Consider the following 24829-nt stretch of genomic DNA (forward strand, 5'->3'; position numbering starts at 1 on the left):
GGCAACATGATTTTATCACATTGTTCGTAAATATGTGGTTCGTTGGCTTTTACCCAAGCCAATTTTGAGGCTGTAAAATTGCCTGGAGAATTCAATAAATGATTCAAACAAACATCTTCGCCAATGTCAGAAAAGGCTTTTTCTCCGATTTGCACTGCACGGCTATCGCACCAAATAATTGAGGGACGAAGCACTTTTTTGTTTTTATCGACCATCACCAAACCGTGCATTTGGTAGGCAATGCCTATTGCACCAATATTTTTTGGATCGAAAACTCCAGAAGCATTGACTCTTTTGATGGCTTCAATGGTATTTGTCCACCACATTTCGGGGTCTTGCTCTGCCCAGCCAGCTTGTGGCGATGAAATGCTTGTTTCAAAGTCGGGGTACTGTGCCGAAGCGATAACTTGTTGAGTATCAGCATCTACAACCGATGCTTTGATAGAAGATGTGCCAATGTCTATGCCGAGTAATAACATGATTAGGGGTTTTAATTGTCAAAGTTACAATTATTTTTTCTTTTTGTAAAACAGTGATGTGGTTTCGGCAGCGTCGGCTGTCCGATTCGCTCAACCACCGAAGTTCAACCGCTACTTGAGCGGAGTCGAAGGCAGTGAATAGGTTGTTTCCTGCAAAATGGTTTAATTTGTGAAAATTATTAATGAAACAATGAAAAACCTATTTTTGCTATTTTTCCTCTTAAATCTTTCAAGTTGTGGAAGAGATTTTCCTCAACATTTTACTATTAATGGCAATTCTGACACCACTTTAATTGTTTTCAAGGCAATTAGTAATAGAACTTTTATGACAATTAGATTAAAAGGAAAAATAGATAATGACTGTTTAATTTCTCTTCAACAGAATAATATTCCAGACAGTTTGGTTTTAAAATGTGAATTTTTAATAAAAAAAGGTATTGTTAATGACACTATTGGTAAAGGTGATTTATATGATAATTCTGCTAAAATAATATTTAAACATGGTAATAATAAAACTGGAAAATTAAATCTTGAAGTCGAGTTTTGAATAGAAATCGCTTATTATTTTCCATTCTTCCCCACAAAATACCGTAATTTGTAGTCTATTTTAAAAACTTACCGTGCAAAATAATTATTATTTCCTGCGTCAGCTTACGAAAGAGATTGAAACCAAAATCGTTGGCTTGAAATTGATGGAATGTTTTAGTCAAGAAAAAGATGAATTGGTGTTTGGGTTTGCGGCGGACGGAACGCCGCCCGCTCGTGGCAAAAATCGAAATTACACGGAACGCCGCCCGAAAGAGTTTTATATGAAAGCGGTCGTTTTTCCTGACTTTTCGGCACTTTATTTTACCGAAAAATTTGAACGAGCCAGAAGAAACAGCGTTGATTTGTTTGAACAATTGATGGATTTGGAGGTTACGGGCGTTCGACAATTTTTGAATGAGCGTTGTTTTGCTATCAATTTTGAGCAAAATTTTTCAATAGTTTTCAAAATGTACGGTACTCGTTCCAACATTATTTTGTTTCAAAATGACGAAGTTATTGACCTTTTTCATAGTCGAATAGTTGCCGATAAAAACCTGATATTCAATCAGTTAGATAGGGAAATAGACCAATCTTACGAGAATTTCATTCAACAAGAACAAGATTATCGAAAGCTATTTCCTACGTTTGGAAAATTAGTTAATGGCGAATTAGGCTCTGAAACTAAATCTTGGGAAGAAATTCAAACGGTTGTTAAGCAATTAGAAAATCCTCGTTATTATTTGGTGCATTGGCAGCATGAAGTACATTTGTCCTTATTGCCAGTGGGCGAGGTTATAAAAGAGTTTACGAGTGCCATTGAAGCCATCAATGCGTTTCATGTTTCGCACAATAAGGTAAATACCCTTGATGATGAAAAAATCGAGGTTTTACGGAAACTTAACAAAGAAAAAAAGCAAACCGAAATCTATTTGCAAGATGCTTTTCGTCGCTTAGAAATGGTAGATTCGGCAGTGAAAAATGAAGAATTGGGGCATATTTTAATGGCAAATTTGCACCAAATTACAGGGCGATTGGAGCGAGTAGAATTATTTGATTTTTATCGAAACGAGAATATTTTCATTAAATTAAAGCCCGAACTTTCGCCTCAAAAAAACGCCGAAAATTTTTATCGAAAATCAAAAAACGAAAAGATTGAGATTGAAAAATTGATGGAAAACATTGAAAATAGAGAGAAATTACTGGTAGTTATTAATACGCATATCGCTACGATTGAAGAAGCTGAAAATTTAAAATCGTTGCGTAATTATTTGAAAATCAATCAGTTAGTTCAAGTTTCAAAAGCGAAAGTAGTTGTTAATTATAAAGAATTATTCAAGCGTTTTGAAGTAGATGGTTTTGAGATTTTGGTTGGAAAAAATTCCAAAAACAATGACGTACTTACACAACAATATGCTTATAAAGAAGACCTTTGGCTACACGCCCGTGATGCAACTGGCTCGCACGTAGTGGTGAAGTATAAAGCAGGAAAAAAGATACCCAACTCGGTAATTGAGGCGGCGGCATCTTTGGCGGCTTATTTTTCTAAACGCCGCAATGAAACATTTGCTCCTGTGATTGTAACGCAGAAGAAATTTGTGAGAAAACCAAAAGGTTCGGCAGACGGACAAGTTGTGGTCGAGAAAGAAGAAGTTGTAATGGTAGAGCCGAAGATGCCGAGAGAGTAAAAGAAAAAAGTTGAATAACAGAAAAAATATTTCCCTTCAGACCTTAGGGTTTACAACCATTTCAAACAAAATACAGTCAATATGTCAAACAACGATATTTTAAAGAAATTGAGAGTTGCTCTGCAATTACGTGACGACCAAATTGTGGAGATTCTTAAATTAGCTAATTTCAATGCTTCAAAAGCTGAAATTGGAGCGTTTTTTCGTGATAAAGAGCATCCAAGTTTCAAGCCTTGTGGCGACCAAATTCTCAGAAATTTTCTGGATGGACTAATTATTCATCTGAGAGGACCAAAAGAAGAAAAGAAACCTTCGATTGTAAAAAACTTAGACGGTCGCACCGTTGAAAAAAAACCTATTGCAAAGTGAAAACTGATAGATAGAGTTTTATAAAATGTTTTTGATTCGACTGGTTTTGGTGAGGATTTTAGAGGAATAAATATCGTTTATAGAATTTTTTAAAAAAATCAGGAAAAACTGTGAGATTATTATCAAAAAAAGCAATTATCACCCTATTTTGGGGATTGTTTGCAGCGGCGTGTATTCAGCCCAAAAGCCAAGTAGAACCAAAATTAGTTGAGTTAATTCCTGAAAAATTAAAACCGTCGATTCCTAAAGACACGATAATTATTCAAATAAAATCGGATACTTCGGGTACAAAGTCAGATACGGTAGTCAATAAGCCCATTATAAACAAACCAGCTGTTGTGGTGCAGGATACTATAAAAAAAGTACTTGACGACCAGGTTTTTGAGTTTTATGCCATTACTCCGCCCGATATTTCATTCAGTTTCCCATCGCATAGTATCGTGATGATACCCGTTACTTATGTAGGTATTGATAGGGGCGTTGCCAATAGTTTTTGTGAATATTGGCTCTACACCAAAGATGGAAAGTTGGTTTGTCATTGTAAAAACACCGTGAGCGGTCTCCATCCTGTATATGCTAATAGTACTAATGCAAACAACCATTTACCCGAATTTACCAAAAAAATCGGCTATGGCGAATACCGATTGGTTTATAAAAATATCTCTAAGGTTCCTGTCAGACAAGACTTGATTTTCGGACAAATTATCATGGAAAATAAAGACCAAATCGATACAAAAGTTGATACCGGCGAAACAAAAGAGTTTTGGATTAGTATATTTCCTACAATGAGTAGTTTTAAATTGAATAATAATAGTAAAATTCCACTTTGATAAGTATTGTCTTGAATATTAATACTTTACACTAAAAAAATAATGACATTCAGAAATAGGCTTCAATATTTATTGGTTGTTCGTCTTCAAATTTCCAATAAAAATGCTTTGGAGTTGATAATATTGGGAGAGGTTTTGGTGAATGGTATTTCGGTAAAATCGAATGTCGAACTTACGCAAATCGATGAGGTAATTTATGAAAAAAAAGTTTTGCAAGCTGGAAAAAAACTAATTTATATTGCCTACTACAAACCCAGAGGAATAGAAACTACACTAAACACAGAAATACCCGATAATCTGAAAAATATTTTGCCCTTTGACGAAGAGCTTTTCCCTGTCGGAAGACTTGATAAAGCATCAGAAGGCTTGTTGCTACTAACTAACGACGGCACACTATATGACAAAATGCTCCGAAATGAAAATAAAACTGAGAAAGAATATATTGTAACAGTAGATAGAAAAATTGACGAGCATTTTATCAAAACCATGTCGAGCGGTATTACGATTATGGGCAAAACTACGCTTCCTTGCAAGGTTAGACAAGTAGATAGTTTTACTTTCAATATTGTTTTGGTACAAGGCTTAAATCGCCAGATTCGGCGAATGTGTTATAAACTCAATTATGAAGTTTTGAGTTTGATTCGAGTAAGAATTGACCAAATCAAACTCGAAAATCTGACTGCTGGAACGTATAGAGTTTTAGAAAATTTTAAGTTATCTAATTAAACGCCCAGCTCTTTTCTCAAGGTTTTAGCTCTCTTATCTTCTCCGTCGTGGCTCCAACCTGGGGCATAAAAGATGTATTTTAGCTTATCTGACCACTTTTTTGCTCGAATTACGTCTTGAAAAATCGCACCGTATTCGTGCGTGGCTACACGAATCGGGTTGTAGGTTTCAATATTTGTGGTTAGTCCATAAATGGGTTTTTCGCCGTCTTTTTCTTCTGAGAATGTTCTGAAAATTTTGTCCCAAATAATCAAAACTCCTGCGTGATTGCAGTCTAAATATCGAATATTGGATGCATGATGCACCCGGTGATGTGACGGAGTATTGAAAATGTTTTCATACCAAGAAGGTAGTTTGTGTACGAGGTCGGTATGTACAAAGAACTGGTAAATAAGGTTCAAGCCAATCATAATAAATAGCATCAATGGGTCGAAACCTAAGAGCGGAATCCAGAGCCAAAACATAAATTTATGAACCCGTTCGCCCACACCTTGTCTTAATGCTGTACCGTAATTGTACTTTATCGAGGAATGATGCGGCACGTGTCCTGCCCAAAAAAGCCGAACTTCATGGTTCATCCGATGAAACCAATAATAGGCAAAATCATCAAGAAAAAACAAGATTATCCATGCCCACCATTGCCTTCCAACAATATCTCGCAAAGGGCTGATTTCGTGCAAGTAATAAAATACTATAAAAGCCAAAACTTTTGGAAAAAACTCAACAATTCCTGACAAAATGCCCATCGAAAGAGAGACAAACATATCTTTTCTTTTATAAAAATCAGCATGTTCAGTTTTGCCTAAATACCATTCTACCAACATTGCCAAAAGAAAAATAGGAATCGCAAAAGGAATTGCTTTATCATTTTGTAACTGTTCTAAAATCGTTTGAAAGTTCATAGAGAAATATTCAATGAGTGAATGAGTGATGGAATGAGTGAATATTAATTATTTTGAGCTATTTTAATCTTAACAATAGGCTCATAATTTTGATTCATAGATATCATTGAAAAGTATAGTTATTTCATTAATTTTTAATATTTCCTGAAACATACTTCTTAAAATCTTCGATTTGACTCAAATTCTGTATTTTGTCCGTACCTTTGTATCATGGAAACTAAACAAATTCTTTCAAATTTGGGCATTGAGGCTTTAAATCCGATGCAAAAATCGGCCGAAAAGGCAATCGTTAATGATAAGGATATTCTACTATTGGCCCCAACAGGCTCAGGAAAAACCTTGGGTTTTTTGTTGCCAGTTTTGCAATTGCTCAAACCTAATATGGTTGGAGTTCAATGTTTAATTCTTGCTCCGTCACGAGAATTGGCAATGCAAATCGAGCAAGTTTGGAAAAAAATGTCCACAGGTTATAAAGTAAATGTCTGCTACGGAGGTCATGCAATGTCAGTAGAAGTGCAAAATTTGAGTGTTCCACCAGCACTTTTGATAGGTACGCCAGGAAGAATTGCCGATCATATTACTCGAAAAACCTTTGATTTAGAAGGAATCGAAACTTTAGTGCTTGACGAATTTGATAAATCTTTAGATTTAGGTTTTCACGACCAGATGTCATTTATTATAGGTGGCTTGCGAAATCTTAAAAAACGAGTCTTGGTGTCGGCAACGGCAGGCATAGATATTCCCGAATTTACGGGTTTAGGTACGCCTACGGTTTTAGATTTTTTACCCGAAGACGGTGTGAAAATCAGCCTTACGATGCGATTGGTAATTTCGGAAGAAAAAGATAAATTAGATACACTTTTTGATTTGATTTGTTCGCTTAATTCTGAGTCAGCACTTATTTTTTGCAATCACCGTGATGCGGCTGAGCGTACAAGCGAATTTTTAAATATGAAAGGCATTGTTGCTACCTTTTATCATGGCGGAATGGACCAAGATGACCGTGAACGTGCCTTGATTCAGTTCAGAAATGGTAGCGTAAATTATTTAGTAACCACCGATTTGGCGGCTCGTGGCTTAGATATTCCCGAAATGAAACACGTGATTCATTATCATTTACCATTAAATGAGCATGAATTTGTGCATAGAAATGGTAGAACTGCCCGAATGCACGCTTCAGGAACATCGTATTTGATTTTTCATTATGAGGAAGAACGTCCACGTTACGTTGATAATTCGCTCGAAGAATTAATACTTTCAAAGAGAAATACATTACCTAATTTGCCCGAATTTACGACACTTTATATCAGTGGAGGTAAGAAAAACAAGATTAATAAGATTGATATTGTAGGGTTTTTCTCGCAAAAAGGCAAACTCGAAAAAGGCGATTTAGGCTTGATTGAAGTCAAAGATTTTACTTCTTTTGCTGCCGTCAAACGTAGTAAAGTTAAGGAATTTTTAGCTTTGATTAGAGAAGAAAAAATGAAAGGAAAAAAATATAAGATAGAAATTGCACGTTGATATTTATGATAGAATGTGTGATTATCAAGAATTTTTACCATTCATTCAAAATATTCTAAAATTCTCCCTAAATTTCATCAAATTTTAAAACACTACTAACATGGCTAAGGACAAACCGGCAAAAGAAACTAAAAAAGAACCAGGCAAAACTTTGAAAGAAAAGCGTGCCGAAAAGCAAGAAAAGAAAAGTAATAAAAGAGATTAACCTACTTTTTTGTGTTGAAAAGCCTTCAAAGTATTACAAACTGTAATACTTTGAAGGCTTTTTTTATAAAATAATTTTTGTCATACATTAGCCACTCTAAATGGTTTTACTTCGATTGATTTCCAAACCCCTTGCGTAATATATGGTTCGTTGTCGTACCAATCTTGCATGAGTTTATCATTATCAAATTGCAGAACCATTATTGAGCCAATCATTTTTCCTTCATCATCAAGCATAGCTCCGCCCATAACAAAATTATTGTTTTCTTTTAATGCTTTCGCACCAGCTAAATGCTCAGGACGGGCAGACATCCGCCGCTCAAGTGCTGATGCGTCGGTGCCATCGCTGGCAATTATCACATATTGATTCATATAAAATATAGTTTTTTGCCTGACAAGATAATTGAAATTTTGTTCTTAACAAAAAAGCGTTGCCAAAATTTGGCAACGCTTTCCAACCCTTAAACGTGTTACTAACCTTTTCTTTTATCTATATGAAAATCGAAAAAATGCACTCTGAAATAGTATAAATGCCTAATAATATGATATTTATACTTGTTTATTGCCAAATAAATGAGGCTTTTACTTTTTGCCTTTGCCTTTAGTTCTTGTTTTTTCAACCGTTACACCGTTGGTTGTTTCGGTATATTTCAAATCACAAGTGCCATTGCCGTAATCAACTACTGTTTTTACACCAGCTGCCGTTGTAATTTCTTCAGTGCCACTCACAGGGAAACCTTTCGAGTCAGAGCATAAATTTTTTGTAAGCAATGCTTTGGTAATATTTGTTGAGAATGTAGTTCCATCGCTTGATTTTCCGGTAGTAGAACCAGTTACCGACGACTCATCATCGCCACGGTCTGCTGTGCCTTTATCATCAATTTTACGTGAACGGTTGCTTGTATATGTAATTATTTTACCTGTATTACTATTCAAAATAGTCATAGTAGCTAATTTTTCGCTGGCAGTTGCTTTGCCACTTACCACAGTCGTGGTGATGGTATGCGAGCCATTCAAGGTAAGGCTATCTCTTTTCAAATTGTCATAAGTTACGGTTCTGACCATTGTTCCTGAGAAAAGGGCATCGGGTTTTATTGGTATTGTGATGGTCATTTTGCCACCTACTGCTTTGTCACCACAAACCCCACCTGCAACAGCCGTAAAGTCATATACAATCGTAATTATACTATTGGCAACAGTTTTGGTTACTGTGGCACAATTGCCATCTTTTCCTTTCCAAAGTTTGTCCCAGCCACCACCAAGCATCGGAATATGTCCATCTCCTTTGTCGAGCGTTTCGCCAGTTTCACGAAGGTTTCTTCCACCAAAAGGCATAAAAGTTGCATCATCTGCTAACTGATAGGCACTTTCAGATTGGTCGTTGGCTGTCTGACTGTCGCTTACTACACTTGTTGCTTGATTGGTCGGTGTTGTGCTACTGTCGTCTTTATTACAAGAAACGACCATCATTCCTAATGCGATACTTAATCCTGCGATTTTTAAAAAATTGTTTTTCATTTCGGTTTTTGTTAGTTTTTAAGAGTGATACAAATAATAAAAATGTGTACACGTCTTTACATAAAATGGTAAATATTAATGAATGATAAGATTGATAGGTTTGTGGTAAATGACGTAAGGTTTGATAAAAAAGGTTGCATAAGGTTTAAATTAAAATTTTAAATTTTGACCTTTTAAAGGTAGTCTAATTAAAAAATACTAATTTTTAATTGTGATGTTTTATGATTGCAGCCCTATCTTTGCAGATGGAAAAACAATCTGATAGTATCTTCTCACTCCAATTTTGGCTTCTTTGCTTCAGTTCTTTGGTGTTTTTTTGTAGCTTCAATATGCTTATTCCCGAATTACCTGATTACCTTAGTAGTTTAGGAGGAGATGACTATAAAGGCTTGATTATCAGCATGTTTACTGTTACCGCTGGACTTTCAAGGCCTTTTAGTGGACGATTGACCGACCGCATTGGGCGTGTTCCTGTCATGGCTTTTGGGTCTTTAGTTTGCTTTGTTTGTGGTTTTTTCTACCCAATTGTTGTAACGGTTTATCCTTTTTTATTTCTAAGATTAATTCATGGCTTTTCGACAGGTTTTAAACCTACGGGAACGGCTGCCTACATTGCTGACATCGTACCGATTCACCGAAGAGGCGAAGCGATGGGAATGCACGGAACAATGAGTAGCCTCGGAATGGCATTTGGGCCTGCTCTTGGTAGTTGGATTGCCGACACGTTTTCGATGAATGTTTTGTTTTATGTTTCGTCAATGTTTGCTCTTATTTCGATTGCAATTTTGTATAATATGAAGGAAACGCTGCCGAAAAATAAACAAGAGAAGTTTTCGCTTAACTCATTGAAAATCAATAAAGAAGATATTTTTGATAAAATGGTGTTACCTGCTGCCATTGTTGTGTTTTTGACCTCGTTTAGTTTTGGTGCGGTAGCTTCACTTACGCCCGATTTGAGCAAAAGCATTGGCTTACACAACAAAGGTTTTTACTTTCTGGTCTTTACTTGTGCATCGCTTTTTATTCGTATTGTTGCAGGAAAAATTTCAGATAAAAATGGGCGAATTCCTGTCATTCGATGGGGATGCTTTGCCTTAATTATTGCTATGGGCTTGACTGCCTATGCCAATGATATTTATTTTTTTATAATGGGGGCAGTTTTCTTTGGTGTAGGAATGGGTATTTTATCGCCAATTTTGCAGGCATGGACAGTCGATTTATGTGATGAACATAACCGAGGAAGAGCATTGGCAACCATGTATATTTCGCTTGAAGGAGGCATTGGTTTAGGAGCATTTTTATGTTCCAAAATTTACCAAAACCAAGTGCAACGAATGCAATATGCCTTTTTGTTTGTGGGAGCGTTAGCTGTTTTGGCAATGGTCTATTTGTTTTCAGGAACGGTTCGTAGAATGAAGGCTGCGAGCTAAAACCATTTTTGTTCAATCTTACCGATGTATTTATTGTCAAGATTTTTAGCTAAATATTGGGACAGTTTCTCCGAAATATTTGGATATAAATTTTTTTCAGATAACTCGTTGATATTCAGCCATTTAATCGCTATTGCCGAAGTTTCTTTTGGATTTAAAGTGGGTGTTCCTTCAGTAATTTTTCCAACAAAAATAAAATGAAAAGTCTGTTTTTGCTGTTCCAAAGCATGCACTTCTCCAACCATAATTAGCTCACCTATTGCTACTTGTATTCTCATTTCTTCTGCCAATTCTCGTACTAAGGCATCGGTTAGATGTTCGCCAAATTCTAAATTTCCACCTGGTAAATTAAAAACGTCCTGACCACTGTAGCTATACTGCATGGTCAGGATTTTTTCATTTTCTATAATTAAAATTGCTGGTCGGATTTTCATAGCCCCCTTTTTTTATGCTTATTTCAATGCTGATTCATAAAATTTGTCGGCATCCTGCTTTAATTTTATCAGCGATGTTTTATGAATATACATCATGTGACCTGCCTCGAAGTAAGTAAAATTGACATTTTTTTTCTGCTCAGGGCGAAGCATCATGTGATTGAAAGTATATTCGGCGGCGTAATATGGCGTTGCCAAATCATAGTAACCTGCTGCTACCCAAACTTTCAAATAAGGGTTTTTTGACATTGCTTGCCGAAGCGTTTCACTCACATTGAGGAATTGGTTTTGCACATTATTATAATTCCACGGCTGTACTCTGCCTGTCAGAATCAGGTAGGGTAAATCATTTTCATATTTCAAATCTTGACGTAAATATTGGTTGATAGTTGCCGAATATGGCCCCGAAATAGTAGCATCCAAACTTGGGTCAAATTCGTAGCGTTCGCCTGCATTGTCATAGTCAGTTCCTGTAAACCTTCCATCCAATCGTCCAGCGGTTTTGCCTTCATTTCGGAGCAATTCTTTTACAAAACGCCCAATTTCTATGCGATTATTGGCATTTTTAATATATTCTTTCGATAAACCAGTAAACTTGCTCAGTTTTTCTGTAACCATCATTTGTTCTGCTTCGCTTGCCAAATCGCCTTTCATCAATACCGTTGAATATTCATTTGTGGCAAATTTTTCAACTTCTCGCAAAGTTTTTTGTAAATCTGCTTGGTATTCGGAAGCGATTTTTTTGTGGTACCAAGCCATTGCAGTATAAGTAGGTAAAAACAATGAAAATGGCAAGTCGTTTCCTTTTTCAAAGCGAGCCGTTTGGAAATTCAAAATTGAAGAAATCAGAGCAACTCCATTGATATACATATTGTATTTATCTTGCAAATAGCCCGACAAACCAGCGGCACGTGTAGTACCATAACTTTCACCTGCCAAAAACTTAGGAGAATTCCAACGCCCATATTTTGTAGCATACAGTCGAATAAACTCGCCAACAGATTCAATATCTTCGGTATAACCTAAAAACTGACGTTCGTTTTCGCCAGCCGCCGCACGACTATAACCCGTATTGACGGGGTCAATAAAAACCAAGTCGGTTTTATCAAGCCAACTGTATTCGTTATTTATATAGGAGTAAGGCGGAGCTAAAGCCTCACCTTTTTCAGTCATCGGGATACGCTTTGGGCCAATGCAACCCATGTGCAACCAGACCGAAGCCGAGCCAGGACCGCCATTGAAAGTGTAAGTCACTGGGCGTTTGGCTACATCAGTAACGCCATCTTTTGTGTAGGCAATAAAGAAAATATTGGCTTTTGCTTTACCACTTTCATCTTTAAGTACCATATAGCCCGTGCGAGTGGTATAGTTAATCGTTTGTCCGTTGATAATAACTTGTCCTTTAGTTTCGATAGGAGCGGGGATATTTTGGGTAATAATGGTTGGTTTTTGCTCTGTTTTTTTCTCGGGATCTTGTGCCAAAGACAGAATCGAGCAAAACATGAGTGCGATTAAAGTGGTTTGTTGAATTTTTTTCATAGTCGTAAAAGGGTTTGTATGAAACAAAAATAGTTAATCTTTATTTAGAAAAGTAGTTTGATATACAAATTGAAACCAAATATTTTTTTTTGGAATAATGGAAGCAACCTCTAACCTAAATAAAAAATGTTTGAGCTTGTTTTTGAAAGGCAAATGCGATGTGAGTAAATAATTTGAAACGAAGTATTTTTGCCAAAGATAAAAAGTGTCGGTTTGTTAATGGACGCTTTTTTGTTTATTTATAGATAATATGACAATTCTTGAACTGAATTGTTTTGAGTTTAGAAGTAGATGTACTAATTTTACATTCGCAATTTGCAAAATTCTAAGCATAAAAATGAGAGAGATACAATTCAGAGAAGCCCTACGTGAAGCCCTTTCGGAAGAAATGAGACGTGATGAAAACGTGTTTTTGATGGGAGAAGAAGTAGCCGAATACAACGGTGCTTATAAAGTAAGTCAAGGAATGTTGGATGAGTTCGGTGCAAGACGAGTTATCGACACGCCAATTGCCGAATTAGGTTTTGGTGGAATTGGTGTTGGAGCTGCCGTAAATGGCTTACGTCCAATCATTGAATTTATGACTTTCAACTTTTCATTGGTTGCTATTGACCAAATTATTAATTCTGCTGCCAAATTTATGTCAATGTCGGCAGGACAATATTCTTGTCCTATCGTTTTTCGTGGGCCAACAGGAAATGCCGGTCAGTTAGGAGCTCAACATTCACAAAACTTCGAGAATTGGTTTGCCAATACCCCAGGTCTGAAAGTAGTTGTACCTCATTCTCCATACGAAGCAAAAGGTCTATTAAAAGCCTCGATTCGTGATAATGATCCAACTATCTTTATGGAGTCGGAGCAAATGTACGGCGATAAAGGCGAAGTACCTGAAGGCGAATACATGATTCCATTAGGAAAAGCCAATATAATGAAAGAAGGCTCTGACGTAACAATCGTTTCTTTTGGAAAAATGATTCCACGTGTAGTTTTGCCAGCAATTGTAGAATTAGAAAAAGAAGGAATAAAAGTTGAATTAATTGACCTTCGCACGGTTAGACCTATTGATTATCAGACAGTTATAAATTCCGTAAAGAAAACAAATCGATGTGTAGTTGTTGAAGAAGCATGGCCATTGGCAGCGATTTCTTCGGAGATTACTTATCACTTACAACGTTATGCGTTTGATTATTTGGATTCACCGGTGATTCGTGTAAACAATATGGATATTCCACTTCACTATGCACCAACGCTTATTGATGTCACTTTGCCAAACATGAAGCGTACGATTGATGCTGTGAAGAAAGTAATGTATAAATAAAACCTTTTCGGTGTTTTCTGCTTTGCTCAGATACCGAAAATAAAGCCCCATTGCCTGAACGAATTCGAATTCGAAGGCAGCGGGGCTTTTACCTTCCTGCCCACCTTAATTAATGTTGCTATTTTGTGTTGGGTTGATATTAAAATAGTATTGGAGCTATCAGTCGTTGTGAAAAAACGTTCAGTTCAACTGCAACTTAGAAAAACGCAAGGACTTGACTATTGATTTCACAACGGTTTTAAATTTTAGCCAAACTCACTGAGCATTCTGCCTAATGATAAAAAACAATATCAATGTTTTGAATGTTATAATTATAAACACAGGTAATGAATATCATTATTTGCCTTTTTATTATGAAATTTTTTATGCAATTTTACACCAAGTTAATTCCATAAAACCAACTTTAAAAAATAAAATCATAGGTTTAGTTTACATGTATATTGTTCGAATTAAGTTTAAAAAAAATCAATAAAATTATGTTTAAGAAGTTTACAATAACAGACAAATTATTATTCATCTCAGCATTCCTTTCGCTTATTTTCTCCGAAATATTGTATTTTCAAGGAGAAGATCACGCTGCAATATTTATAGGTATCTGGGTGCCATCAATACTTGCTTTCGGAATTTATTTGAAGCTAATAAACAACCAAAAAAATGACTGAAATAATACCATATTTCGCAGTATTAATTACTTTATTATTTGGAATAGGTTTTTATTTTGGACTCCAGGAGTTTAAAAAGTTATAATAATAATAAGTTTAAACTACTTCCCTATTTGCCCAATTTACCTTACCGTTGCCTAATCGAAGTCGTAGGCAGCGGAATTTTATCTCCCAAATCTTAATCCAATAGTCGTCAAGTTTTGAGTAGCGTTGCTTCTGTCCTGCCTATTTTGAAATAAATTTTTAATGTCTGCTTCTAAAAATAAATTTACAACACCATATCCTACATTCAATGTGATGCCGTAGCGATATGGATTTTCTTTGCTTTTTATCGCAACTTTGCTTTCTTGCTGATTGAGTGCTTTTATCTCCGAAAAATTACGACTTCCCCCAAGTAAAGTGCCCATATAAGCCCCAAAGCCTACATTGAAAGTTCGTTGGTTATCTCCTCCATAAAAATAGATGGTCGGAATAACTTTAAAATCTACATAAAAAAGCGACTGATTGAAGGTATTTGGAGCGTACCCGCCTCTTTCGGGAGTAGCTAAGTTTGGCGATATAGCAAGATTATCAACAGTATAATAATTGCCATTTTTGGCGGGTCGGTAAATAGCAATCGTATCAAGTTTTGTATTATCTTGACTATTCAAGCGAAGCAAATAGGCGGTGCTTTTTGTACTTATACTACGCACAAAATACCAGCTAAGGTCAAAACCATACCGCAAAATAATCTCCTTTCGACCAGCCCTAATAAAACTTTCTTGCCGCATCAACGCCACACTGATATTAGGCGAAGAAAAAAAATTTTGTCGAAACAATATTTCTGTCATTTTGAAAGAAGACAGTGAAGTATTGGTTCGTTGTAAATATTTTGCCGAATTTAATCCAACCGAAAAATTGATATAAGTATCTCTTTTTAAGCGTTGCCACTGATTGAGGTTTTGTAACTGCCGTTGGCGAGTAGTTTCTTTGGTATAAGAATTTCCTTCAAAATCTTGTCGAAAACTACGCCGAATATTAGCAGGCATTTCTTCCAAATCTTGGTTCATTTGCACAACGATTCTGTTCAAATCATATTTTTCCAAAGCCTTCAAATCCTCACGAGTTTCGCCCCAAAGAATGATTTTTTTTCGTTTGCCAATATTTACTACGATTGAGTCGATTTCTGCCTTTTTAATGTAAAAATTAGCATAAATTTCTGGCGAGAGAAGTAACAATAGGAGTAGAAGGAGTTTTTTCATGGTAAAAAACCTTTGCAGAAACACTAAGAAGAGATTAAATTTTTTACTTTACAGTAGAATCTACTACCGTTTCATTCTTGAAACTTTCTTTCACAAATGCCCAAACTTTGTTTGGTTTCCCATTAATTGAAGGCAGTTCGTCAGTAGTTTTATTCATTTTTCTTGCCATTCGAGCTGCATAACCTCTAAGCTTTTCTTTTCTCTGAATGTTATAAGTTTCATCATCTTCTGGAATTTCCAAGATGGCAATACGTTCTTTCTTTTTCGGAATTCGTACTTCCAGAATAGCTGGATTAGCAATAAATGTCAAAGATTTTTCTGAGAAAACAGGATCACTTATTTCTACTGTTTTTTCTTCGTTCACAGCAATTTCTTGTTTTTCAAAAGTGGGTTTTTCAAGAATTTGAGATTCAATAATGGCTGTGGCAATGCTATTTTCTGGTACTATATTAATAATTTTCTTTTCTTGAAAACTTTTTATAAAACCTGTCTTTTTTGCAGAAACCTGTTGTTTATATTTAATAGTATTAAGGGCAATATTTTGGGGTTGTGAAAAGGTTTTATTGTTTTCAACTGCTTGATTATTAATGATTGGTGCATTGTTTTTTGCAAAATATGCACCAATGCCGCTAAGCAAAACAATGCTTGCGGCCGCAGATTTCCACCAAGCTAAAAAGGACCTTTTCTTAGTGTTTTTTTGCTCAATGCGTTGCCAAACCTCGCTTTGATTCCAATCAAAATCAAAACTATTTTGGTCAATTTTCTGTTTAATTTCTTTATAAAATTTCTTCTCTTCCATGATTTTTATTCATCAATAAGATTTTCTTTTGTAACAATTTTCGAGCATGGTTTAATTGCGATTTTGATGTTCCTTCATTGATATTGAGTTTTTCGGCAATTTCTTTGTGCGAATAGCCTTCAATAGCAAAAAGATTAAAAATTGTGCGATAGCCGTCGGGCAAATTGGCAATTAATTGATAAATTTCATCGCTCGAAATAGCATCAAGGGCAGTTTCATCAACTGGTATTTCGATTGCCTCACTTTCGGGCATTAAATGAAAATTGGCTTGTTTTCGAAGCAGCATCAACGATTCATTGACCACAATTTTTTTCATCCACGCCTCAAAAGAACGTAAGCTTTCAAACCTAAAGGTAGGTGCTCCATCAAATATTTTAAGAAACGAATCTACTACCAAATCTTCTGCTGTCATGCGGTCTCGCACGTAGCGATAAGCAATACGATACAAAAAGCTACCGTACTGCTCAAAGATTTTTTTTTGAGCAACAGCGTCTTTCTTTCGCAAACTTTCGATGGTGGCAGTAGCAATCAAAATTAGTAACGATTGGTTTTATATGATGTAAATGAAAAAAAGCGTTAAAAAGTTGTACGAGACAATAAAAATAGTCATATTTTCAATAAAAAAGTAAATAATTTAATTTAATTGATATTCAGGTTTTGTTTTTTCAATTGAAATATCTAATTTTGCAGTCCGTTTTAGAAAAGTAATAAGAAATTCAATAAATAAAGCAATGAAAAAAGATATTCATCCAAATTATAGACCAGTTGTTTTCTGGGATTTGTCAACAAATTTCAAATTTTTGACAAAATCGTGTGCTAATACCAAAGAAAATATTGTTTGGGAAGATGGTAATCAGTATCCTGTTTACAAAGTTGAGGTTAGCTCTGACTCACACCCATTTTACACTGGTAAAAATGTATTACTTGATACTGCAGGACGTGTTGATAAGTTCAACAAACGTTATGCAGCAAAGAAATAATTTTCTTTCGCTTATCAAGAAAAAGCCTTTCAGATTAATTTCTGAAAGGCTTTTTTGTTAAATCTACTCTATATTTTACTTGCATTAACTACCCAGAATCTGTTCCCTTTTCTTCAAAAAAGGATGTAAAATAACAGATAGCAAAATCAAAGCTCCGCCAATATAAAAGCCCGAAGTCATTTTTTCTTTTTCTCCAAAAATAAAATACGCCATTATAATTCCATAAATTGGTTCCATATTGATGGAAAGATTGAGCGTAAATGCCGAGATTTTTTTGAGCAAGTGCATCATTTCAATGTAAGGATACACAGTGCAAACCAACCCTAAAATTGCTATCCAAAGCCAATCGAAATGTGTCAGAACTAACTGATGCAGAACACCGCCCGAATCAATGCCTTTCGAGAAATAAATGATAATAGGAATATAAATCCAAGAAGAAATAAATGCTCCCACCATTTCATAAAAAGTAACGATGTGTGCATTAGATTTTTGTGCGAACTGAGCATTTATAACCGAAAAAACAGTTGCTAAAATTGCTCCAATAATACCAATGATAATACCTGTGAGATATTGGGATTCAAAAGCAAAAACAAAACACATTCCTATCACGACTAAAACTCCCAAAAAGACTTCTACCCAACTGATTTTAGTTTTGCGAACAAATGGCTCAGCAATGCTTGTAAAAAATGAAGTTGTTGAAAATGTCACTAAGCTCACAGCCACCGTTGATGCACGTGCCGAACCAAAGAAACAAATCCAGTGCAATGACATAATTGCTCCAACACCCAATAAAGGCAAAGCTTCACACAATGAAATTTTTAAACTTCTTTTCTGTAAAGTAGCTACAAACCACATTCCAGAAGCTGCCAAAAGTGTGCGATAAAATACTACACCCAAGGCAGAAACTTCCATAAGCCGTCCAAGAATGGCAGTGAATCCTAAAATAATGACAATAAAATGAAGTTTAAAATAATCATTTGGTAATGGTTTGGTATTCATGCAGTGTTTTTTATGCAAATAAAGTAAATAATCTCAAAACTAAATGTGCCACGTCGATATGGCGTGGCACATTTTTATGTTATTTGTCTATTAGACTTCCTGCGAAAGTGTTTTATGATTGAAAAACAGTAGATTTTCAAGCGAAAATTGAGGGAATTTTGAAAGCATAGCACCGCTACGGTTGAAAAATTTGCTCAATTTGTAGCCGAAAAGATGGTATTTTTCGACTTAAAATACTTTCGCAAGAAGTCTATTATTATTTCTATTACTCTTCTGATTTATTCTTCAAACTCATCAAAAGTGCATAAGCTCCTTTGATAACAAAAGTCTGGTTATTCAGATTTTCAGTTTTGAGAATTTCGGTAAAACCTTTTTCAGTATTGCCTATTTGTACTTCAATCATCTCAAATTGTGTTGCCGATTTCATTACAAAAATATAGTGCTTATTTTCAAATCTTACGACAGCATCTTCGGGTAAAACATACGATTTGGCATTCGTAATCGCAATTTCGGCATTCATGTAAGTCCCCGGAATCAAGGCTTTATCATAAGCCTCAAAATGGCAGTGAACCTCAGTATTTCTCTCTTCATTTAGACTTTTACCAATCAGCAAAATCTCGCACGGATATTTTTTATCGGGATAAGTATTGGTATAAGCCATTACTTTCTGACCGATGCTGAGTTTGTCTAAATCTTTTTCAAAAACCTTTAAAGCTAAATGAATGTCGCTGGTATTGACCAACTCAAACATTACGTCGGTTGGAGCAATATATTTGCCAATATTTACATTTACTTTACTCACATAGCCATTGATTGGCGAATAAATATTAATACTTTTCGAAATCGAATTTTCATTGAGTTTTTCAGGATTTATACCTATTAATTTGAGTTTTTCGGCAAATGCTTTCACCAAAATCTTTTGGGTTTTTAACTCCATTTCTGCTTGTTGGAAAACTTTATCGCTGCTTGCTTTGCTTAGATTGAGTTCTTTTTGGCGTTGATATTCATTTTCAAGAAAACTAATCTTTGATTGAGTAATTAAGAAATCTTGCTGAAGTTGAATATATTGCGGGTCTTCGATTATGGCAATGCTTTCACCTTTACGAACATGCATTCCTGGTATCAAATGAGAACTTTTAAGATACCCCCCCATCGGTACACTCACCGAAATTAAGTTTTGTGGTGGTACATCAATGCGTCCGCTCACTTTCAAGATGGTTGAAAATGTTTTTTGCTCCAAAGAACCCGTTGTAATTCCGATGCTTTGTACTTGTTTTTCGCTCAGATTGGCAATCGAACTTTCCACTACTATCGAATCGGTGGTTTCTTCGGCAGCTTTTTTGTTCCTGCACGAAGTCAGTATTAATATTGAAGCTACAATTAGTAGCATATTTACTAAATTTTTCATTCTTTAATGTATTTTTTTGTTGGATATAATGTTTTGCATCCAACTATGGTGATTAATAATTAGTAACCGTCACTCAGGAAAATTAATAAAGTCACAATATTAGAATTGTACCAAATAATTAATCTGTATAGCACTTTCGTTCAGGTTCCTGATTGCTTCAATATAATCGTTTCGAATGGTAGTAGCTTGATTGATCAATGTAACCCATTCTAAATAATTGATACTGCCATTGACCAATTGCTGTTGGGCAGTTGTGCTTATAAGCGTCGAGTTATTGAGGGCTTTTTTTTCAAAATATTCTACTGTTTTCTGAAATTTTTCATGTTCAATAATGGCTGCTTGATAATCGGTATTGAGTGCCTGTAAAGCTGCCGAATAGCTACTTTCTGCTACAAGTTTATTGACTCTTTCGCTATTTATTTTTGCTTTCTGAGCCGCCCTAAAAATCGAAATTCCTACTCCAACTTGTATGGACTGAAATCGGTAAAAACCACCATAAGTTTTATTGTCGGCACCCGTGCCTCTAATACTTCCGTTGTTGTAGTTAAACGCCATGGTTGGCAATAGTTTTTTCTTTTCAACTTCAATTGTGGCATCGAAAATTTGCTGTTGTTGGCTCAAAAATTTCATTGTTGGATGCCCTTTTAATGCCTCAATATCGGCTTTGTAATTGATAGAAATTTTGAAAGAACTTTCCAAAGGCATTAATGTCGTAGTTGAGTTTAATAAATACTGAAAATGTAATTGCTGTACTTCGACGTCTTGCTTGAGTTGGTTTAATTGCACCCTAATTTGTCCTAATTGATTTTCGGCAGTAATCTTTTCTAAAATATTGCTTTCGCCTTTCGCTAAACGTAACTCGGCTCGGTCGTAAAATGCAGCATACAAACTATCGGCAAATTGCAAAAGTTGACTTTTTTGCTGTAAATACAGCAAGTGATAAAACGTTTGAGTTACTTGCTTTTTGAGTATTTGCTCTGTCATTTTTACATTCAGTTCACTACTTTTCCAATGCTCAATAAACAAGTTTTTTTGACTTTCATATACTTTTGGAAAACTGAAAGATTGCCCCAAAGCAAATCGAGTATCGGCATAAATGCTATTAATTTGCCCAGTTTCTACCGAAATATTTGCCGATGGAAGAATTTTCGCTGTATTTATTAAACTTTTTTGATAATCAGCTTTTAGTTTTTCGTTTTTAATTGAAAGGTTATTTTTTAATGCAACGTCAATCGCTGATTGAAGTGTAACTGGTGTTTGGGCATTAGCCGACCAACCAAATGCCAAAATTATTGCAATAATTGCTGCTTTGGGAGTGATTTTCTTGGTACTTCCTTCAAAAATTATGTACAAAATTGGTAAAACAAAAAGTGTCAAAAATGTAGCAACCAGTAAACCGCCAATAACGACAGTTGCCAACGGACGTTGCACTTCTGCTCCCGCACCGTTGCTGAGAGCCATTGGCAAAAAACCGAGCGATGCCACAAAAGCAGTCATTAATACTGGGCGTAAACGAACTTTTGTTCCGAGCAAAACTGTCTTTTTGAGATCATCTAAACCATCCTGTTTTAGTCGATTAAACTCGGCAATCAAAACAATGCCGTTTAAAACTGCCACACCAAATAAGGCAATAAAACCAACCCCCGCACTGATACTAAACGGTAGGCCACGCATAGCCAAAAAGAATATGCCACCAATGGCAGATAACGGAATTGCCGAATAAATAAGCAAGCCATGTTTGACTGAATTAAAGGCAAAAAATAGCAATAAAAATATTAAAATTAGTGAAACTGGTACGGCAATCATTAGCCTTTGTTTAGCGGCATTTAAGTTTTCAAAAGCTCCGCCGTAGGTTACATAATAGCCCGTGGGAAATTTAATTTTTTTGTCGATTTTAGCTTGTAATTCATTCACAATAGATTGAACATCTCGCCCTCTTACATTAAATCCAACGACAATTCTACGTTTGGCATCTTCCCTTTGGATTTGATTTGGACCATCTTTTATGGCAACATCTGCCAATTGAGACAAAGGAATTTGTGTACCTTGTGGGGTTAGGATAAGCAAATTTTGAATATCTTGAATATCTTTTTTCTGCTCGCCCGCCAGCCTTACAACTAATTCAAAACGTTTTTCGCCTTCAAAAACCATTCCTGTACTTTGCCCTGCCAAAGCGGTATTCACGATTCGATTAATATCTAAAATCGTTAAATTATACTGTGCAATCATGTCACGTTTGTAGGCAATAATTACTTGCGGCATTCCTGAAACCCTTTCTACATAAAGATTTCTGGCTCCTTCGACAGTATTTACAATTTCGCCCATTTTATTTGCGTAGGTTGTCAAAGTATCTAAGTCTTCACCAAAAATTTTACAAACCACATCTTGTCTTGCACCAGTCATTAATTCGTTGAAACGCATCTGAACTGGATATTGAAAACCAGCTGTCACTCCAGGTACTTCTTCAAGGGCTTTACCCATCTTTTCGGCCAATTCATCAAAAGTTTTTGCCGAAGTCCATTCGCTTTTATCTTTCAAAATCACCATCATATCACTGGCTTCCATTGGCATTGGGTCGGTTGGTACTTCGCCACTACCAATTTTTGTTACGATTTTTTCTACTTCAGGAAACCTTGTTTTCAAGATATGAGCAGTCTTTTGAGTGTTTTCAATGGTTGTTTTTATGCTACTTCCTGTCAAAACTCTAGTATCGACTGCAAAATCGCCTTCTTCAAGAGCAGGAATAAATTCTCCTCCGAGGATTGTAAGCACAAAAACAGCAATCACAAAAAGCCCGATTGTAGTTGCCAAAACTATTTTTGGAAAACCAATAACCTTAGTCAAAGCTGATTGATATGCATCCTCAATTTTTTCCATTAATCTATCCGAAATATTTGGTTCATGTTTAGTTTTTTTGCTTAAAAACATGGCACTCATCATTGGAATATAAGTAAGCGACAAAATAAATGCTCCTAATAAGGCAAAAGCCACCGTTTGTGCCATTGGCTTAAACATTTTACCTTCGATGCCTTGTAAAGTAAAGATTGGCAAATAAACCACTAAAATAATTACCTGCCCGAAAACAGCACTATTCATCATTTTCCCTGCCGATTTTTTAGTAATTTCATCCATTTCTGCTTGTGTATAAGCTGCATTTCCGATTGCATTTTTTCCTGCAAGTACGTGCATGACCGCCTCCACAATAATTACCGCCCCATCAACAATCAAACCAAAATCTAATGCTCCTAAGCTCATCAAGTTTCCACTTACACCAAACAAATTCATCATGATAATTGCAAAAAGCATTGATAACGGAATAACAGACGCAACCAGGATTCCTGCTCTGAAATTTCCTAGAAACAGCACCAAAACAAAAATCACAATCAATGCTCCTTCCAAAAGGTTTTTTTCAACAGTTCCGATGGCGTTATTTACCATTTTGGTTCTGTCAAGAAAAGGTTCGATAACTACACCTTCGGGCAAAGTTTTTTGAATTTGTGCCACACGTTCTTTTACATTTTTTATTACTTCGCTGCTATTTGCACCTTTGAGCATCATCACAACTGCACCCGAAACTTCGCCTTTGTCGTTGAAAGTCATTGCTCCGTACCGAGTTGCATGACCAATTTTTATTTCGGCTACATCACGGATAAATAGAGGAGTGCCTCCGTGAAGACTTTTAATGGCAATATTTTTAATATCTTCAATGCTTCCAATTAAACCTTCACTTCGAATAAACAAGGCGGTTGAGCCTTTTTCGATATAAGCTCCACCCGTATTTTGATTATTATTTTCTACCGCTTTAAAAACATCATTGATTGTTATGCCGCTTGACTGAAGTTTGCGAGGGTCAATTTCGATGGAATATTGTTTGAGTTTTCCGCCAAAACTACTTACTTCGGCTACACCTTTTACGCCCAAAAGTTGCCTACGAACTATCCAATCTTGAATGGTACGGAGTTCTGTTTCGTCGTACTTTGATTCATAACCATCTTTCGGACGAACAACGTATTGGTAAATTTCTCCCAAACCAGTAGAAACTGGTCCAAGTTCGGGAACACCGATGTTTGCAGGAATCTGAGATCGGACTTGTTGTAGGCGTTCGGTCACTTGTTGCCTTGCCCAATAAATATCGGTTTCGTCGTCGAAAACGATGGTTACGAGCGAAAGTCCGAAACGAGAAAAACTTCTAATTTCTTTTAATCCTGAAATATTATTATTTGCCTGTTCGATAGGAAAAGTAACGAGTCGCTCAATATCGGTTGCTCCAAACGAAGGAGCAATTGTAATGACTTGCACTTGATTATCAGTAATATCAGGCACAGCATCAATGGGCAATTTGGTTACTTCGTAGCTACCATAGCCAATGAGAGCAATAGTAAATAGCCCAATGATGAGTTTGTTTTTGATAGCAAACCCAATGATTGAATTTAACATGATTTGTTAATTTTTTTATTTGAAATAGAGGCAAAATATTGTTTTGTTGTAGATTATTCTTACCTTAATTATTCATTTTTTAATGCTTTCGTTCAAAGAAAAACACTAATAATTGAATGTAAACAAAGTTAAAAAACCTGCAACATTTCGAACAATGTGCAACAAACTAAAATAATTTTCTAAAATAATGATAAAATTAGAATCTTGGCGGTTGCCAAATTGAAGATAAATAGGCCGAAATGATATTAGCAGAGGAAGAAAAAAGGATATTTTTCTTTTCAATGACGATTGTTTTTATCTGTGAAAGCTGTATAGTAAAAAAAATGCTTATTGGAAAAATAAACGAACAGCAATGATCATGCGATTTGAATGGAAGTTTATTATCAGTGGCGGCATCACCGTCGTCTCCGTGGTCGATAGCATAGTGATGATACAAAAAATCAGTAAACGACATGGAAGGATCTTGTTGTTGATGCTCAACAAAGTGTGAAAACAAAATAGGGAGTTTGAGCAATTGATTTAGCTCAGTTGCTGAAAGTAGGTAAATTACAATTAGGTATTTTGCTATAAACTTATTCACTATACAAAGATAGCTTTTTTTCTACAAAATTTACGTATTTGCAATTTTAAATGAAAAGCAACTGTGTTTATAACTTTATACCTCCAAAGACTTTACAAAAATAGGCTCCATCCAATCGGTTGGAAGTTTTTGTACGGAGGCGTTTAGCAGGGCATTCCATTGGTAAGAAATTTGTTCTAAATCTTGCTTTTCATAACGCTGCTCTATTATTTTGAAGGTGTTTTTTTCGCATAAAACCAC

The 24829-nt window shown here is 35.6% G+C and carries 22 protein-coding genes; 9 read left to right on the forward strand and 13 right to left on the reverse strand.

Translation table 11 applies throughout. The features are described 5' to 3' along the window. Positions 1 to 479: FGGY family carbohydrate kinase (locus ACH2CJ_RS07460; protein WP_394991726.1), on the reverse strand; the 479-nt coding region annotated here is incomplete at its 3' end. Between the two features lie 190 nt (positions 480 to 669). Here ACH2CJ_RS07460 and ACH2CJ_RS07465 point away from each other — a divergent pair. The 5 genes from ACH2CJ_RS07465 (at position 670) to ACH2CJ_RS07485 (ending at position 4617) form a co-directional block, all read left to right on the forward strand. Continuing rightward, positions 670 to 1026: a hypothetical protein gene (locus ACH2CJ_RS07465; protein ID WP_394991727.1), complete on the forward strand. Its 357-nt coding sequence runs from the start codon at positions 670 to 672 to the stop codon at positions 1024 to 1026. 73 nt (positions 1027 to 1099) lie between these two features. Beyond that, positions 1100 to 2692, forward strand: coding sequence for an NFACT RNA binding domain-containing protein (locus ACH2CJ_RS07470; RefSeq protein ID WP_394991729.1), 1593 nt, complete (start codon positions 1100 to 1102; stop codon positions 2690 to 2692). Between the two features lie 81 nt (positions 2693 to 2773). Next, the gene (locus ACH2CJ_RS07475; RefSeq protein WP_394991731.1) at positions 2774 to 3061 is read left to right on the forward strand and encodes a DUF1456 family protein; all 288 of its coding nucleotides are present in this window, start codon (positions 2774 to 2776) and stop codon (positions 3059 to 3061) included. A gap of 110 nt (positions 3062 to 3171) precedes the next feature. Then, positions 3172 to 3891, forward strand: coding sequence for a hypothetical protein (locus ACH2CJ_RS07480; RefSeq protein ID WP_394991733.1), 720 nt, complete (start codon positions 3172 to 3174; stop codon positions 3889 to 3891). Between the two features lie 42 nt (positions 3892 to 3933). Beyond that, on the forward strand, positions 3934 to 4617 hold the full coding sequence (locus ACH2CJ_RS07485; RefSeq protein WP_394991735.1) for a pseudouridine synthase: 684 nt from the start codon (positions 3934 to 3936) through the stop codon (positions 4615 to 4617). Here ACH2CJ_RS07485 and ACH2CJ_RS07490 read toward each other — a convergent pair. Further along, positions 4614 to 5519, reverse strand: a complete 906-nt coding sequence (locus tag ACH2CJ_RS07490) for a sterol desaturase family protein (RefSeq protein ID WP_394991737.1) — start codon at positions 5517 to 5519, stop codon at positions 4614 to 4616. The genes ACH2CJ_RS07485 and ACH2CJ_RS07490 overlap by 4 nt on opposite strands. Before the next feature lie 210 nt (positions 5520 to 5729). Between ACH2CJ_RS07490 and ACH2CJ_RS07495 the strand changes: the two genes are divergently transcribed. Continuing rightward, positions 5730 to 7040, forward strand: coding sequence for a DEAD/DEAH box helicase (locus tag ACH2CJ_RS07495; protein WP_394991739.1), 1311 nt, complete (start codon positions 5730 to 5732; stop codon positions 7038 to 7040). 285 nt (positions 7041 to 7325) lie between these two features. Here ACH2CJ_RS07495 and ACH2CJ_RS07500 read toward each other — a convergent pair whose 3' ends face one another. Further along, entirely contained in the window at positions 7326 to 7616 is a 291-nt protein-coding gene (locus ACH2CJ_RS07500; RefSeq protein WP_394991740.1) for a YciI family protein, read from the reverse strand. Between the two features lie 210 nt (positions 7617 to 7826). After that, positions 7827 to 8762: a hypothetical protein gene (locus ACH2CJ_RS07505; RefSeq protein WP_394991742.1), complete on the reverse strand. Its 936-nt coding sequence runs from the start codon at positions 8760 to 8762 to the stop codon at positions 7827 to 7829. A 245-nt stretch (positions 8763 to 9007) separates the two neighbouring features. Here ACH2CJ_RS07505 and ACH2CJ_RS07510 point away from each other — a divergent pair, with 245 nt between their 5' ends. Continuing rightward, the gene (locus ACH2CJ_RS07510; protein WP_394991761.1) at positions 9008 to 10192 is read left to right on the forward strand and encodes an MFS transporter; all 1185 of its coding nucleotides are present in this window, start codon (positions 9008 to 9010) and stop codon (positions 10190 to 10192) included. Here ACH2CJ_RS07510 and ACH2CJ_RS07515 read toward each other — a convergent pair. Further along, on the reverse strand, positions 10189 to 10626 hold the full coding sequence (locus ACH2CJ_RS07515) for an NUDIX domain-containing protein (RefSeq protein WP_394991744.1): 438 nt from the start codon (positions 10624 to 10626) through the stop codon (positions 10189 to 10191). The two genes, ACH2CJ_RS07510 and ACH2CJ_RS07515, sit on opposite strands and share 4 nt — an antisense overlap. 18 nt (positions 10627 to 10644) lie before the next feature. Further along, the gene (locus ACH2CJ_RS07520) at positions 10645 to 12165 is read right to left on the reverse strand and encodes a S10 family peptidase (RefSeq protein WP_394991745.1); all 1521 of its coding nucleotides are present in this window, start codon (positions 12163 to 12165) and stop codon (positions 10645 to 10647) included. Positions 12166 to 12502: 337 nt separating this feature from the next. On the opposite strand from ACH2CJ_RS07520, the gene ACH2CJ_RS07525 reads away from it, so the two are divergent. Beyond that, positions 12503 to 13483, forward strand: a complete 981-nt coding sequence (locus tag ACH2CJ_RS07525) for a pyruvate dehydrogenase complex E1 component subunit beta (protein ID WP_394991747.1) — start codon at positions 12503 to 12505, stop codon at positions 13481 to 13483. 826 nt (positions 13484 to 14309) lie between these two features. Here ACH2CJ_RS07525 and ACH2CJ_RS07530 read toward each other — a convergent pair. Genes ACH2CJ_RS07530 through ACH2CJ_RS07540 form a run of 3 tightly spaced genes read right to left on the reverse strand, consistent with a single transcriptional unit; the run spans position 14310 to position 16717 of the window. After that, on the reverse strand, positions 14310 to 15386 hold the full coding sequence (locus tag ACH2CJ_RS07530; protein ID WP_394991749.1) for a hypothetical protein: 1077 nt from the start codon (positions 15384 to 15386) through the stop codon (positions 14310 to 14312). Positions 15387 to 15429: 43 nt separating this feature from the next. Beyond that, entirely contained in the window at positions 15430 to 16185 is a 756-nt protein-coding gene (locus ACH2CJ_RS07535) for a hypothetical protein (protein ID WP_394991751.1), read from the reverse strand. Further along, complete coding sequence (locus ACH2CJ_RS07540) at positions 16163 to 16717, reverse strand: RNA polymerase sigma factor (RefSeq protein WP_394991753.1); 555 nt, start codon at positions 16715 to 16717, stop codon at positions 16163 to 16165. Before ACH2CJ_RS07540 ends, ACH2CJ_RS07535 begins: the two co-directional genes overlap by 23 nt. Positions 16718 to 16916: 199 nt before the next feature. On the opposite strand from ACH2CJ_RS07540, the gene ACH2CJ_RS07545 reads away from it, so the two are divergent. Beyond that, entirely contained in the window at positions 16917 to 17165 is a 249-nt protein-coding gene (locus ACH2CJ_RS07545) for a type B 50S ribosomal protein L31 (RefSeq protein WP_394991754.1), read from the forward strand. A gap of 84 nt (positions 17166 to 17249) precedes the next feature. On the opposite strand, the gene ACH2CJ_RS07550 is transcribed toward ACH2CJ_RS07545, so the two are convergent. The 4 genes from ACH2CJ_RS07550 to ACH2CJ_RS07565 form a co-directional block, all read right to left on the reverse strand. Then, a complete protein-coding gene (locus tag ACH2CJ_RS07550) occupies positions 17250 to 18164 on the reverse strand; it encodes a DMT family transporter (protein ID WP_394991755.1) in 915 nt (304 codons plus the stop codon). 265 nt (positions 18165 to 18429) lie between these two features. Next, entirely contained in the window at positions 18430 to 19572 is a 1143-nt protein-coding gene (locus tag ACH2CJ_RS07555; RefSeq protein ID WP_394991756.1) for an efflux RND transporter periplasmic adaptor subunit, read from the reverse strand. Positions 19573 to 19671: 99 nt separating this feature from the next. After that, the gene (locus tag ACH2CJ_RS07560; RefSeq protein WP_394991758.1) at positions 19672 to 24009 is read right to left on the reverse strand and encodes a CusA/CzcA family heavy metal efflux RND transporter; all 4338 of its coding nucleotides are present in this window, start codon (positions 24007 to 24009) and stop codon (positions 19672 to 19674) included. Between the two features lie 196 nt (positions 24010 to 24205). Next, a complete protein-coding gene (locus ACH2CJ_RS07565) occupies positions 24206 to 24589 on the reverse strand; it encodes a hypothetical protein (protein WP_394991759.1) in 384 nt (127 codons plus the stop codon). Positions 24590 to 24829: the final 240 nt, after the last annotated feature.

It is taken from the genome of Emticicia sp., assembly GCF_043780375.1.
GTDB lineage: Bacteria > Bacteroidota > Bacteroidia > Cytophagales > Spirosomataceae > Emticicia.

Coding starts and splice junctions, on each gene's coding strand:
- ACH2CJ_RS07560 (WP_394991758.1), bottom strand. CDS start 24,009: ATGTTAAATTCAATCATTGGGTTTGCTATCAAAAACAAACTCATCATT.
- ACH2CJ_RS07525 (WP_394991747.1), top strand. CDS start 12,503: ATGAGAGAGATACAATTCAGAGAAGCCCTACGTGAAGCCCTTTCGGAA.
- ACH2CJ_RS07555 (WP_394991756.1), bottom strand. CDS start 19,572: ATGAAAAATTTAGTAAATATGCTACTAATTGTAGCTTCAATATTAATA.
- ACH2CJ_RS07545 (WP_394991754.1), top strand. CDS start 16,917: ATGAAAAAAGATATTCATCCAAATTATAGACCAGTTGTTTTCTGGGAT.
- ACH2CJ_RS07520 (WP_394991745.1), bottom strand. CDS start 12,165: ATGAAAAAAATTCAACAAACCACTTTAATCGCACTCATGTTTTGCTCG.
- ACH2CJ_RS07530 (WP_394991749.1), bottom strand. CDS start 15,386: ATGAAAAAACTCCTTCTACTCCTATTGTTACTTCTCTCGCCAGAAATT.
- ACH2CJ_RS07490 (WP_394991737.1), bottom strand. CDS start 5,519: ATGAACTTTCAAACGATTTTAGAACAGTTACAAAATGATAAAGCAATT.
- ACH2CJ_RS07505 (WP_394991742.1), bottom strand. CDS start 8,762: ATGAAAAACAATTTTTTAAAAATCGCAGGATTAAGTATCGCATTAGGA.
- ACH2CJ_RS07515 (WP_394991744.1), bottom strand. CDS start 10,626: ATGAAAATCCGACCAGCAATTTTAATTATAGAAAATGAAAAAATCCTG.
- ACH2CJ_RS07485 (WP_394991735.1), top strand. CDS start 3,934: ATGACATTCAGAAATAGGCTTCAATATTTATTGGTTGTTCGTCTTCAA.
- ACH2CJ_RS07550 (WP_394991755.1), bottom strand. CDS start 18,164: ATGAATACCAAACCATTACCAAATGATTATTTTAAACTTCATTTTATT.
- ACH2CJ_RS07475 (WP_394991731.1), top strand. CDS start 2,774: ATGTCAAACAACGATATTTTAAAGAAATTGAGAGTTGCTCTGCAATTA.
- ACH2CJ_RS07535 (WP_394991751.1), bottom strand. CDS start 16,185: ATGGAAGAGAAGAAATTTTATAAAGAAATTAAACAGAAAATTGACCAA.
- ACH2CJ_RS07510 (WP_394991761.1), top strand. CDS start 9,008: ATGGAAAAACAATCTGATAGTATCTTCTCACTCCAATTTTGGCTTCTT.
- ACH2CJ_RS07500 (WP_394991740.1), bottom strand. CDS start 7,616: ATGAATCAATATGTGATAATTGCCAGCGATGGCACCGACGCATCAGCA.
- ACH2CJ_RS07465 (WP_394991727.1), top strand. CDS start 670: ATGAAAAACCTATTTTTGCTATTTTTCCTCTTAAATCTTTCAAGTTGT.
- ACH2CJ_RS07495 (WP_394991739.1), top strand. CDS start 5,730: ATGGAAACTAAACAAATTCTTTCAAATTTGGGCATTGAGGCTTTAAAT.